We start from the raw sequence: 12803 nt of genomic DNA, 5'->3' as shown, positions 1-12803 counted from the left end.
GCCGGGCCGGTTCCGGCCCGGCCGGTGGTGAGGCCGCGGGGCCTCGTGGCCGGCCGCATGGCGGGGCGGCCCGGAGCGGGGATCCCCCCGCCCCGGCCGGGAGAGACTTCACGTCTGCACCTTTCCCGCCACGACCACCTCGACGCCCGCCTCCTGGAAGGAGGCCCGCGTCGCCGCGTCGACCGGATCGTTCGTCACCACCGCGTCCAGGTCCTCGGGACCGCAGACCTTCGCCATCCCGTGACCCGGGAACTTCGCCGCGTCGGCGAGGAGGACCACTTTCTCGCCGGCCTTGATCATGGCGCGCTTGACCGGCACCTCCACGACCGTCGTGTCCATGACCTGCCCGCCCGGCCGCACCCCGCTGGTACCGAGGAAGAGCCAGTCGGCGTGCAACTGGCGCAGGTTGTCCTCGGTGAGGAAGCCGACCAGGGAGCGGTACTCACGGCGGACCATGCCGCCGAGCAGGACCAGCTCGATGCCCTCGTCGTCGGCGAGTTCCTCGTAGACCACCAGGTTGCTGGTGATCACGGTGAGCCGGCGGCCGTGCAGCTGCCGGGCCAGGCGGTAGGCCGTCGTCCCGATGTCCAGCAGCACCGACTGGCCGTCCCTGATCATGGCGGCGGCGCGTTCGGCTATGGCGTCCTTCTCAGTGACGCGCACTCCGGCGACCTCGGCGAAGGGCTGGTCGCCCTCCTCCACGACGGCGCCGCCGTGCACGCGCGTGAGCAGCCCGTCTTCTTCCAGTTTGACCAGGTCACGCCTGATAGTGGCAGGGCTCACGCCCAGCTGCACCGAGAGGTCGGTCACGGCCGCGGGCCCGCCGGCCCTCAGGGCCCGCAGGATGAGTTGGTGTCGTCGTTCTGCCAGCACGGCGGGAACACTACTCGTCATCTTCAATCATTTCCATGCTCAGTTCTGCTCGGGTATTGACCAATCTCTCCTGAGCAGCGCACGATTCCGGTCACCGAGATGAAGAGTTTTGACGATCTCTGTCGAAGCCGTGAGCGAGAGGACACATCCGTGGACGATGACCGGCCCGATGTGCTGCTGACCGGGCTGCTCTTCTACGACCTCGTCCTCACGGGGCTCGGCAAGCCGCCGACGCCCGGTGAGGAGATCTGGACCCGGGGCATGGGCTGCGGCCCGGGCGGCATAGCGAACCTCGCCGTGGCCGCCTCCCGCTTCGGCCTCAGGACCTCTCTGGCCACCGTGTTCGGCGACGACTTCTACGGCGCGTACTGCCGGGACGTCCTGGGCGGCCAGGAAGGCGTCGACCTCTCGCTCTCCCGCACGGCGGACCACTGGCCGACCCCGGTCACCGTCTCCGTCGCCTACGGTGACGACCGGGCCCTGCTCACCCACGGCCAGGAGCCGCCGTACTCGCAGGACGTGCTGATGGGCGACCCGCCCGACGCGCGTGCCGCCCTGGTGCACATCGAGGCCCGGCCGCGCGAGTGGCTCGCCAAGGCCGCCGCGAACGGCACGCACATCTACGCCGACGTCGGCTGGGACCCCACCCAGGAGTGGTCGACGGCCCTCCTGGACCAGCTTTCCCTGTGCCACGCCTTCCTCCCGAACGAGACCGAGGCGATGGCCTACACCCGCACCGACAGCGCGTTGGCCGCGCTCGGCACGCTCTCCGAGCTGGTGCCGGTCGCCGTGGTGACCCGGGGCGGGGACGGCGCCCTCGCCGTCGACCAGATCACCGGCGAGTACGCCGAGGTCCCGGCCCTGGACACCCACGTCCTGGACGCGACGGGCGCCGGGGACGTCTTCGGCGCGAGCTTCGTCGCGGCCTCCCTCGGCGGCTGGCCGCTGGCGGAGCGGCTGCGGTTCGCGGTGCTCGCGGCCGGGCTGTCCGTCCGGCACCACGGCGGCGCCCTCGCGGCCCCCGGCTGGCACGGCGTCGAACGCTGGTGGCGCTCCCAGACCGATCCCGAACTGCGGCGGGCCTACGGCTTCCTGGCCGACCGCATTCCGGCCGACCCCGGCCCGGCCGTGCACCACGCCCCCGTCACCCCGCCGAGTCCTCACACCCCGTCGGTCCGCGCGCCTCGTCAGGGCGGCACTGACCCCTCCCACCCCTCCGCACGTCGAACAGGAACAACAGGAGTGACCCGTGGACCTTTCTCGTAGAGGCTTCCTCCAGGCCGCCGCCCTGACCGCGGCCGCCTCCGGCCTGACCGTCGCATGCGGCGGCGGATCGGGATCGGCCGGCAGCAAGAACGGCAAGAACCTCACCTTGTGGTACTGGGGCGGCGCACTCAGCGACAAGGTGGTCGCCGAGGCGAAGACGCACTTCAGCGGCCAGGTGAAGCTCACCGCCGCCTCCATCGGCGGCGACTTCAAGCAGAAGCTGACCACCACCCTCGCGGCGGGCGCCTCCGTGCCCGACATCACCGGCATCAAGGGCGAGGACATGGCGTCCTTCCTGCCCAACGCGAACCGCTTCCTCGACCTGAACGACCTCGGCTTCAAGAAGATCGCGTCCCAGTACCTGGACTGGAAGACCAAGCTCGCCCGGACCGAGGACGGCAGGCAGATCGGCTTCCCCATCGACATCGGCCCGACCGCGCTCTTCTACCGTGCGGACCTGTTCGACAAGGCCGGACTGCCCACCGACCCCGACAAGGTCGCCGCCCGGGCCGGGACCTGGGAGGAGTACTTCGCGCTCGGCACCGAGCTGCGCGAGAAGGTGCCGGGCACCTACCTGGTCAACAACATCAGCTCGGTGTTCAACATCGCGGTCGGCCAGGGCAGTGCGCGGTTCATCGACAAGGACAACCACTTCATCGGCGACCAGGACCACATCCGCACCGCGTGGGACACGGCGATCCGCCCCTACACGCTGGGCCTCGACGCCAAGATCAACGACAACACCTGGAACGCCGCCGTCGGCAAGAGCCTGACCACCGAACTCGGCGCGGCCTGGCACGCCCTGGACATCGAGCAGGCGGCCCCGAAGACCAAGGGCAAGTGGCGGGTCTGCGCGACGCCCGGAGGACCGGCCAACCAGGGCGGCTCCTATCTGGCCCTGCCCAAGCAGTGCCGCAACCCCGAAGAGGCATTCAAGATCATCAGCTGGATCCTCAGCCCGGAGAACGACGCCCGCGGCTTCACCGACGCCGCCATCTTCCCCGCCGCACCGGCGGCGTACGCCATGCCGGCCATGACGGGCGGCGACCCCTTCTTCGGCGGCCAGAAGGTCATCGAGGTGTTCGGCCCGGCCGCCAAGGCCATCCCGGCCAGCTACGAGGCACCCGCCGACGCCGCCGTCATGGCGCCCTTCATGACCGAGCTGTCCAGCATCGAGGCCAAGGGAAAGAAGCCCGACGACGCCTGGAAGGACGCGGTCAGCCAGGCCAAGCAGATCGCCCGGCGGCAGGGGGTGAACTAGGTGTCGTCACCTCCGGTCACCGGTTCCGCCGCGGTGCCCCGGCACCATGGCGGAACCGGCCCGGCCCGCTTCCGCCCGCGGCGCACGCCGCCCGCGGGCACCGTGCGGCCGGCGCGTCGCGGTGTGCTGTCCCACTGGCGGCAGTACCTCGCGATCTCGCCCTTCTTCCTGATCTTCGGCGTCTTCTCGTTCTTCCCGGTCTTCTACTCGCTGTACCTCGCCTTCCAGCGCTGGGACGGGCTGGGCACCGTGCAGTACGTCGGACTGCAGCAGTTCCGATTTCTCTGGGACGACCCGGTCTTCTGGCTGTCGATCCGCAACACCCTGGTGATCTGGGTGCTGTCCACCGTTCCCACGCTGTTCGGCGCCCTGGTGCTGGCGACGCTGCTGCACTCGGTACGCCGCTTCAAGGGCTTCTACCGCATCGCCCTCTACATACCGAACGTCACCTCGATCGTCGCAGTGTCGATCTTCTTCGGCGCGGTGTTCAGCAACAACTTCGGCCTGGTCAACGCGATCCTGGGCACGGTCGGCATCTCACCCGTCCCGTGGCTGAGCAATCCGTGGCTGATCAAACTGGTCATCGCGCTGCTGATGACCTGGATGTGGACCGGCTACAACATGATCATCTACCTGGCCGGTCTCCAGGCCATCCCCACCCAGATCTACGAGGCGGCCAGGCTGGACGGCGCCGGCCCGATCCGTACGTTCTTCCAGATCACCATGCCGATCCTGCGGCCCATCATCCTGTTCACCGTCATCATCTCGACCATCAACGGCCTGCAGAGCTTCAGCGAGCCCCAGGTGCTGTTCGGCAGCAACGCCGCGAACCCGAACCTGGGCGGCCCCGGCCAGGCGGGCCTGACCACGCTGCTGTACTTCTACCAGTCGGCCTTCGTCAACAACGACTACGGCTACGGCGCGGCCATCGTGTGGGCCTTCTTCGTACTGATCATGGTGCTGGTCGTCGTCAACTGGCGCGTCGTCCAGCGCGGGAGGAAGTCATGACCGCAGTGGTCCCGAGGCGGTCACGACGTCCCAAGAGCCTGACCGCGCACATCGTCCTCGCCCTCGCCGTCCTGGTCTCCGTCTTCCCGTTCGTGTGGACGATCGTCATGGCGACGAACACCACCGAGGACATCTACAAGAGCCCGCCGAAGCTGAGCTTCGGTTCCCATCTGCTGGAGAACATCCGGCACGTCCTCGACACCATCGACTTCTTCGGGTCGATGCTGAACACGCTCGTCGTCGCGACCGTCACCACCGTGCTGGTCCTGTTCGTCGACTCCCTTGCCGCGTTCACCTTCGCCAAGTTCGACTTCCCCGGCCGCAAGGTGCTCTTCGCCATGCTGGTGGGCTTCATGATGCTGCCGCTCCAGCTGGCCGTCCTCCCGCAGTTCATCCTCATGTCCGACATCGGCTGGGTCGGCACGCTCAAGGCGCTGATCCTGCCCGCCCTCGCCAACGCGTTCGGCATCTTCTGGCTGCGCCAGTACATCGAGAACGGTGTGCCGGACGAACTTCTCGACGCCGCGCGCATCGACGGCGCGGGGTTCTTCCGCCAGTACTGGAACATCGTGCTGCCGATGATCAAGCCGGCGTTGTCCTTCCTCGCCATCTACGCCTTCGTCGGCGCCTGGAACGACTACATCTGGCCGCTCATCGTTCTCAACGACCCCGCCCACCTGACCCTCCAGGTGGCGCTCGCCCAGCTCCACGTCGGCCACACCACCGACTACAGCATGGTCATGGCCGGTGTGCTCATGGCGTCCGTACCGCTGGTCGTGGTCTTCACGATCTTCGCCCGCGGGTTCATCGCGGGCGCCACGGAGGGGGCCGTGCAGGGGAGTTGACGCCTTTCAGGGGCGCGCCCTGAAGGGGCGCGGGGAACCGCGCGACCAGCCACCACGGATGCGCGGCCAAGAACCGGCCGGTGGTCCCGAGCTCTTGGAAACCACACGAGGGAGACACCCAGTGACGGACGTCGACGACGAGGCCCGACGCGCCAAGGTGCTCGTCGTCGGCATGGACGGCCTGCGCTACGACCGGCTGACCTGCTCGCGGGCCAACGCCCCGGTGCTGCACGCCCTGATGGCAGCAGGCTCCGTCGGCACGAGCCTGCTGCCCTACGGCCGAGCCGACGACGGGCCCTCGACCGGTGTGGCCTACACCGACTCCGGGCCCGGCTGGTCGAGCATCCTCACCGGGGTGTGGCCGGACCGCCACGGGGTCACAGGCAACGACTTCGAGGGTGCCGACTACGCCCGCTACCCCGACTTCCTGACCCGCGCCGCCCTCGCCCGGCCCGGTCTGCGCACGGCGGCCGCGGTGTCCTGGCCGGAGCTGGTCCGCCGCGGCGCCCTCGGCCGGACCATCGGCCGACGTGTGCGCCACAACGGCGAATCCAGGGGCTACGAAACCGCGGACCGCCGCGTCGCCCGCGCCGCCCTACGCCGGCTCACCGTGGACGACCCGGACGTCATGTTCGTGTACTTCGGCGCCACCGACGAGGCCGGCCACGCCACCGGCCCGCTCTCCCCCGCCTACGACCGGGCCCTGCTCGCTCAGGACGCCCACCTCGGGCGGCTCCTGGAGGCGATCGACGCGCGGCGCGCCGGCGAGCACTGGACCGTGCTGGTCACCACGGACCACGGTCACCTCGACACCGGTGGCCACGGCGGCGACACGCGCGCCGAGCGGGAGGTCTTCGTCATCCTCGCCGAGCCCGGGACACCCGCGGGCACCAGGCTCGACACGCCCCGCCTCATCGACATCGCCCCCACCGTCCTGGACCGGCTCGGCATCCCCGTCGACCCCGCCTGGGGTCTGCAAGGGCGCGCCCTGCCCCGGCCCCCCGCACCGACTTCGGAATGGTCATGACCGACGCACTCCCCGATCCCCTGATCGCCCTGCGCCCCTGGAAAGCTCCCGAGGTGACCTCCTGGGGGCGGCTGCCGATGAACGCCGTCGACCGGCGGGCCGGGGCCGTCTCCCTGGACGGCGACTGGCGTTTCCAGCTGCTGCCCGCGCCGGACGCCCCGCTCGGGGAGGTCTGGTCGTCGTCGTACGTGCCCGGTGTGTGGACCATGCAGGGCACGGACGACCTTCCGCGGTACCTCAACGTCCGTATGCCGTTCGCCGCGTTCCCGCCGGGCGTGCCCGCCGCCGACCCGACGGGCGTGTACGAGCGAGCGGTGGACGTTCCGGCGGAATGGGCCGGGCAGCGGATCGTGCTCCAGGTCGGGGCCGCCGAGAGCGTGCTGCTGGTGCATGTGGACGGGCGGCCCGTCGGGATCTCCAAGGACTCGCACCTGGCCGCCGAGTTCGACCTGACGGGCCTGGTGCGCCCCGGGGAGCGGGCCACCGTGCGCCTGACCGTGGTGAAGTGGTCGGACGCCTCGCACATCGAGGACCAGGACCAGTGGTGGCACGGCGGCATCACCCGCTCGGTGCTGCTGTACGCCGTCGACCCGCTGCATCTCGCGGACGTGACCGTGCGGGCCCGCCGCGACGGCGACCTGCGGGTGGAGTGCCGGGTGCGGGACGCGGGCGGGGCGCTGCCCGAGGGCTGGTACGTCAGCGGGGAGCTGGACGGGCAGCTGCTCACGCAGGACGCGGAGTTCGACCGGGCCAACGCCGAGGACGAGCGCGTCTCCTGCTTCCTCGGCGAGGCCCTGCTGCGGGCCGCCGTGCCGGAGGTACGCACCTGGAACGCCGAGACGCCCGAGCTGTACGGCCTGACCGTCCGCCTGCACCGCGCCGACGGCACGGTCGCCGACACCTCCCGCCACCGGATCGGCTTCCGCGACGTCGAGATCACCGGCCGGGATTTGCTGGTCAACGGCGAGCGCGTGTTCATCCGGGGCGTCAACCGGCACGACTTCCATCCGCTGACCGGGCGGACGGTGTCGTACGACGACATGCGCGCGGACCTCGTGCTGCTGAAGCGGTTCGGCTTCAACGCGATCCGCACGGCGCACTACCCGAACGACCCGGCCTTGTACGACCTGGCGGACGAGATCGGCTTCTACGTCGTCGACGAGGCCGACATCGAGTCCCACGACCACGCGCACGAGATCGCCGACGACCCGCGCTACCTGGGCGCCTTCGTCGACCGGGTCGCGCGGATGGTGCTGCGCGACAAGAACCACCCGTCCGTCATCATCTGGTCGCTGGGCAACGAGTCCGACTACGGCGCGAACCACGACGCGGCCGCGGGCTGGGTGCGCCGGCACGACCCGACCCGGCCGGTGCAGTACGAGGGCGCGGCCAAGCGCGGCTGGGCCGATCCGGACCTGGCCTCCGACATCGCCTGCCCGATGTACGCGCCGCTCCAGGACTGCCTGGCGCACGCCATGTCCGGGCGGCAGACCAAGCCGCTCATCCAGTGCGAGTACTCGCACGCCATGGGCAACAGCAACGGCACGCTGGCGGACCATTGGGCGGCCATCGAGGCCACCCCGGGTCTTCAGGGCGGGTTCATCTGGGAGTTCTGGGACCACGGCATCCTCCAGCGTGTGAACGACGGCAGACCGGCCGGGCGCGGGGGCGCCGGGCTCTACGGCAACGGTGTCGCCGCGCCCGGCCATCGCTGGGCGTACGGCGGTGACTTCGGCGAGACGGACCACGACGGCGCCTTCGTCGCCGACGGTGTCGTCTTCCCCGACCGCACCCCCAAGCCGGTGATGTTCGAGCACCGGGAGATCGCCGCGCCGGTGCGGATCGAGTGCTTCCGGCACGAGGGCGTCGTGCTGAGCAACCACCAGCACTTCCGGGGCCTGGACTGGCTGTCCGGCGAGTGGGAGCTGTCCCTCGCCGACGGCGCTTCTCTGACGGCTCCCGCCGGACTGCCCGCTCTGCGGCCGGGCGAGACGGCCGTGGTGCCGCTGCCGTTCGCGTTGCCGGAGGACGGCGGCGAGGCGTGGCTGACGCTGCGGGTCACGACGGCCCGCGACGAGCCCTGGGCGCCCCGCGGCACGGTCGTGTGCCTGCCGCAGGTGCGGCTGCGGGCGGCACCCGCGGTGCTGCACACCCCGGCAGCCGGCCGCGCGGTCGAGGTCGACGAGGACGGGCTGCTGGTCCATCCACTGCTGACGGCCGCTCCCACGCTGTCACTGTGGCGGGCGCCGACCGACAACGACGAACTGGGCGGCATGGCGGCCCGCTGGCGTGACTGGGGACTGCACGCACCCACCCGCGAGGTCGTCTCCGTACGGCGTGACCCGGGCCGGGTGGCCGTGGTGTCCGACCACCTCTGCGAGGGCGGGACCGTCCGGCACGAACAGGTGCTGACGGCCGTGGAGGGCGGGCTGCTCGTCGAGGAGTGCGCCGAGCTGCCCGAGGCGCTGCACGACGTGGCCCGGGTCGGGTCGGTGTTCGAGACGGTCGCCGGGCTGAACCTGCTGGAGTGGTTCGGTCAGGGCCCTTGGGAGTCGTATCCGGACCGGGCCGCGGGCGCGCCCGTCGGCCACCACTGTCTGCCGGTGGACGAGCTGTTCACGCCGTATCTGCGGCCGCAGGAGAGCGGCGGACGGCACGGCGTACGGCGGTTCACGCTGTCCGCGCCGGACGCCACCGGCCTCGCGGTGCGGCTGGACCGGCCCCGGCAGGTCTCCGTGACCCGGCATCGCGCGGCCGGCCTCGCCGCCGTCGCGCATCACGACGAACTGGTGCCGCGGGCCGGGTGCGTGGTGCACATCGACGCGGCGCACCGCGGGCTGGGCACGGCCTCGTGCGGACCCGACACCTTCGCCTCCTATCTCGTCGCGGCCGGAGTCCATCGCTGGAGCTGGACGCTGCGCGTTCTCTGACTTCCTCCCCTCTCAGTCACCTCATGGAGCACCCGTGTGTACTTCGCACAGCCACGACCTGGGCGAGGCGGCCCAGGCCGGTGCCGCAAGACGCAGTTTCCTTCGTGCGACGGCGCTGCTCGGCGCGAGTGCGGCGGCGATGACCGCGCTGCCGGCCGCCCGCGCCGAGGCGGCGACCGCGGCCTGGCGCCCCGACCCGGACAGCCGCCGGTTCACGCTCGCCGTGATGCCGGACACGCAGTACCTCTTCGACGGGCCGAGCATCGACAAGGCGCCGGTCGAGGCCTCGCTGCGCTATCTGCTGGAGCACGGCGGGGAGGAGAACCTCGTCTTCCTGTCCCACCTCGGCGACCTCACGCAGAACGGTGCGAAGGAGGAGTTCGCCGCAATCGGGGAGGCGTTCCGGCTGCTGGACCGGCGGAGCGTCGGCTACAGCGTCCTGGCCGGCAACCACGACGTGAAGTCGTCGACGACCGACCAGCGCGGCACCACCCCCTATCTGGACGCCTTCGGGCCGCAGCGGTTCACGGGGCAGCGGACGTTCGGCGGGGCCTCCGCCGACGGCTACAACTCCTTCCACCTGTTCACCGCGGGCGGCCGGGAGTGGCTGGTGCTGGCGCTGGACTGGCGGCTGTCGCCGCAGGGCTACACGTGGGCGGAGGACGTCCTGGCGAAGCACCCGAGGACGCCGGTGATCCTCACGACGCACGAACTGGTCGTCGAGGACGACACGTTGTCGGACTACGGGCAGCAGTTGTGGGACCGGCTGATCGAGGACCACGACCAGATCTTCCTCACCCTCAACGGCCACTACTGGCCGGCGGCCCGCGCGACGCGGAAGAACGCGGCCGGGCACGACGTCCATCTGCATCTGACGAATTACCAGAACCGCTACTTCGGCGGTGCGGCGATGATCCGCCTGTACCGCTTCGACCTGGACCGCGACGTCATCGACGTGGAGACGGTCTCCCCCTGGATCCTGGGCCGGGCCAGGAAGGGGATCAACGAGCTGGAGCGGCAGGAGATGGAACTGAGCGGCGACGCCGACCGGTTCTCCGTCGCGATCGACTTCGAGCAGCGGTTCTCCGGCTTCGCGCCCGTGCCCGCCCGTCCGGCGCGGCCCGCCTCGAAGCTGCTGGTGCCGGGCACGATGGCGTACTGGCGCTTCGACAAGCCCGCCGACGGCACGGTCGGCACGGTCCGTGACCTGTCCGGGCGCGGCAACGACCTCTCCCCCGTCACCGTCGGCGGCGGCACGCTGGGCTGGTCGGCCGACCACCACCCCGACCAGCCGGGCCACGGCAGCCTGGAGTTCCAGGGCTTCACATCCCCCCTGAAGGGCGCCTACCTGCGCACCGTCGACGGCGCCCCGCTGAACAAGGCCACCTTCGAGGACGGTTACACCATCGAGGCGTTCTACCGGCTGCCCGCCGACTGGGACCCCGCCCACCACGCCTGGTCGGGCCTGGTCTCCCGCACGGGCACGGGCGGCGCCGCCGGGAAGACCGCCGACGACCCCGACGAACCGCTGGCCACGCTGTCGCTGTCCAACGACCGTGAGCCGCAGTGGGCGATGCGCCCGCTCGACCAGCAGGGCATCGCCACCAACTGGGGTCAGGAGACGCCCCTGGAGACCTGGTGGCACCTCGCGGTCGTCAACGACGGCAGGCACACCACGCTGTACGTCGAGGGCTGCCCGGTGGTCCGCAACCCCAAGGCGTCCTCGGTCGGCATCACTTCCGTGGGACTGCCGTGGCTGCTCGGCGGCTACGAGTACGGCGGCAAGATCGACCAGATCCTCCACGGCCGGCTCGGCGATGTCCGGATCGTCGCCCGGGCGCTGCCCGTCACCTCCTTCATGAACCACTGACCTCACAGAACCCGCGAGATCCGTCATGACCGAGCAGCAACTGCCCTCCTGGGCCGATCCGTCCGTCTCCCCCGCCGCCCTCGATCCGCAGGGCGTGTCCCGCCGCGGGCTCCTGCGCCGCGCGGGCCTGTTCGGTGCCGCGTTCGCCCTCGGCCCGGCGGCGACCCCGGCCCTGGCCGCCGGAGGCAGGCGGCTGGGCGGCGAGGATCCCCGCCTCGCCTACCTCGTCGGCGACCACCACATCCACTCCGTCTACAGCCACGACGCCAAGTACACCTTCTCCCAACTGGCCGCCGCGGGCGCGAAGTACGGCCTGGACTGGATGGTGTTCACCGAGCACTCCAACGTCGGGCACGCCGACTTCGGCGCCGCGCTGGAGCACGAGGAGATCCTCAGGGCGCGTGCCGAGAACCCGCGTCAGCTGATCTTCCAGGGCCTGGAGTGGTACATCCCGGCGGCCGAGCACTGCACGGTGTTCACCGCGCCCGGCCCGCACGAGGTCGACGTACTGACCCGCTTCGAGAGCGCCTACGACGGCAAGCTCCTCGGCTACGACAAGGGCGGACCCGCCGACGCGGACACCGCCCGCAACGAGGCGCATGCCCTCGAGGCCCTCAAGTGGCTGGCCGAGCAACGCCGTTCGGGCTACGTCGACGACGTCCTGGTCCTCGCCAACCACCCCATGCGCCTGGGCATCGACTCCCCGCACGAGATGCGCAACTGGCGGGACGCGGCGCCGGACATCATGATCGGCATGGAGGGTGCTCCCGGTGCCCAGGGCGCGGCCGTCCCCGGCTGGCGGGGGGCCACCTCGATCCGCGGCGAGTACGAGAACAAGCCGTCCGCGCAGTCCTGGCCCGGCTACCCGGCGGACGCCTACCTGACGTACGGCGGCTTCGACTGGGCGACGGCGACCGTCGGCGGTCTGTGGGACTCGATGCTGGCCGAGGGCCGGCTGTTCTCGGTCACCACCAACTCCGACGCCCACCGGATCGTCTTCGACACCTGGAAGAACGGCGACTGGCAGCCCGGCCGGACCTTCGACAACACCGGCAGGCTGCCCGACCCGGTGAACACGGACACCCCGCAGCCGGGCAGCGACTTCTGGCCCGGCCAGTTCAGCCGTACGCACGTGGGCGTGACCGGCTACGGCTACCGCGCGGTCATGGCGGGGATGCGCGCGGGCCGGGTCTGGCTGGACCACGGGCATCTGCTCGACGGGCTCGACGTCCGCCTGACCCGGGACTGCGAGCGGGGCCGGGGCGTGACGCTCGGCGGCCGGCTCCGGGTGCGCAAGGGCGAGAAGCTCACGCTGAACGTCACGGTGACGACCGCCTCCCGGCCCAACCCGCAGGGCGTACTGCCCGAGTTGGCGCATGTGGACGTCATCCGCGGCGCGGTGCGCGGGCCGGTCGCCGACCGTGACACCTGGAAGGCCCCGGACACCCGGGTCGTCCGGACGGCGGACGTCTCGGGCCGCGAGGGCACCTACACCCTGCGCATCCCGCTGACCGCCGGCAGGGAGTCCTTCTACGTCCGGCTGCGCGGCAGCGACGGCAACCGGCACGGCACCGGCCTGCTCGGTGCCTCGGTCGACCCGCACGGGCCGGTGCCGCATCCGCCCGGGGACGGTGACCCGTGGGCGGACACGTGGTTCTACTCGAACCCCGTGTTCGTCGACGTCGAGGGTTCCTGACCCCGGGTACCAGCAGGTCACGGACTG

The 12803-nt window shown here is 71.0% G+C and carries 9 protein-coding genes; 8 read left to right on the top strand and 1 reads right to left on the bottom strand.

From position 1 onward, the window contains the following. Positions 1-108 precede the first annotated feature (108 nt). Positions 109-873: a DeoR/GlpR family DNA-binding transcription regulator gene (locus IO24_RS0112385; protein ID WP_031134983.1), complete on the bottom strand. Its 765-nt coding sequence runs from the start codon at positions 871-873 to the stop codon at positions 109-111. 150 nt (positions 874-1023) lie between these two features. Here IO24_RS0112385 and IO24_RS0112380 point away from each other — a divergent pair, with 150 nt between their 5' ends. The 8 genes from IO24_RS0112380 (at position 1024) to IO24_RS0112345 (ending at position 12776) form a co-directional block, all read left to right on the top strand. Then, the gene (locus IO24_RS0112380; RefSeq protein WP_078899238.1) at positions 1024-2139 is read left to right on the top strand and encodes a carbohydrate kinase family protein; all 1116 of its coding nucleotides are present in this window, start codon (positions 1024-1026) and stop codon (positions 2137-2139) included. Next, a complete protein-coding gene (locus tag IO24_RS0112375; protein ID WP_031134980.1) occupies positions 2123-3400 on the top strand; it encodes an ABC transporter substrate-binding protein in 1278 nt (425 codons plus the stop codon). The genes IO24_RS0112380 and IO24_RS0112375 overlap by 17 nt, the downstream gene beginning before the upstream one ends. Before the next feature lie 123 nt (positions 3401-3523). Further along, positions 3524-4408: a carbohydrate ABC transporter permease gene (locus IO24_RS0112370; protein ID WP_031134978.1), complete on the top strand. Its 885-nt coding sequence runs from the start codon at positions 3524-3526 to the stop codon at positions 4406-4408. Further along, complete coding sequence (locus tag IO24_RS0112365; RefSeq protein ID WP_031134976.1) at positions 4405-5253, top strand: carbohydrate ABC transporter permease; 849 nt, start codon at positions 4405-4407, stop codon at positions 5251-5253. Before IO24_RS0112370 ends, IO24_RS0112365 begins: the two co-directional genes overlap by 4 nt. Before the next feature lie 172 nt (positions 5254-5425). Further along, positions 5426-6280, top strand: a complete 855-nt coding sequence (locus tag IO24_RS0112360; protein ID WP_045296136.1) for an alkaline phosphatase family protein — start codon at positions 5426-5428, stop codon at positions 6278-6280. After that, complete coding sequence (locus IO24_RS0112355) at positions 6277-9210, top strand: glycoside hydrolase family 2 TIM barrel-domain containing protein (protein WP_031134972.1); 2934 nt, start codon at positions 6277-6279, stop codon at positions 9208-9210. Before IO24_RS0112360 ends, IO24_RS0112355 begins: the two co-directional genes overlap by 4 nt. 34 nt (positions 9211-9244) lie before the next feature. Then, entirely contained in the window at positions 9245-11080 is a 1836-nt protein-coding gene (locus IO24_RS0112350; RefSeq protein ID WP_031134970.1) for a LamG-like jellyroll fold domain-containing protein, read from the top strand. Positions 11081-11105: 25 nt separating this feature from the next. Then, on the top strand, positions 11106-12776 hold the full coding sequence (locus tag IO24_RS0112345; protein ID WP_031134969.1) for a PHP domain-containing protein: 1671 nt from the start codon (positions 11106-11108) through the stop codon (positions 12774-12776). The last annotated feature ends 27 nt before the right edge of the window (positions 12777-12803 follow it).

Source organism: Streptomyces flavovariabilis, from assembly GCF_000725785.1.
In the GTDB taxonomy this organism is placed as follows: domain Bacteria; phylum Actinomycetota; class Actinomycetes; order Streptomycetales; family Streptomycetaceae; genus Streptomyces; species Streptomyces hawaiiensis.
The sequence above is the reverse complement of the archived record's forward strand: the minus strand, read 5'-3'. Positions and strand labels throughout refer to the sequence as shown.

What these genes read in the sequence shown, in the direction of transcription:
- IO24_RS0112345 (WP_031134969.1), top strand. Translation starts at nt 11,106, where the DNA reads ATGACCGAGCAGCAACTGCCCTCCTGGGCCGATCCGTCCGTCTCCCCC.
- IO24_RS0112365 (WP_031134976.1), top strand. Translation starts at nt 4,405, where the DNA reads ATGACCGCAGTGGTCCCGAGGCGGTCACGACGTCCCAAGAGCCTGACC.
- IO24_RS0112355 (WP_031134972.1), top strand. Translation starts at nt 6,277, where the DNA reads ATGACCGACGCACTCCCCGATCCCCTGATCGCCCTGCGCCCCTGGAAA.
- IO24_RS0112360 (WP_045296136.1), top strand. Translation starts at nt 5,426, where the DNA reads ATGGACGGCCTGCGCTACGACCGGCTGACCTGCTCGCGGGCCAACGCC.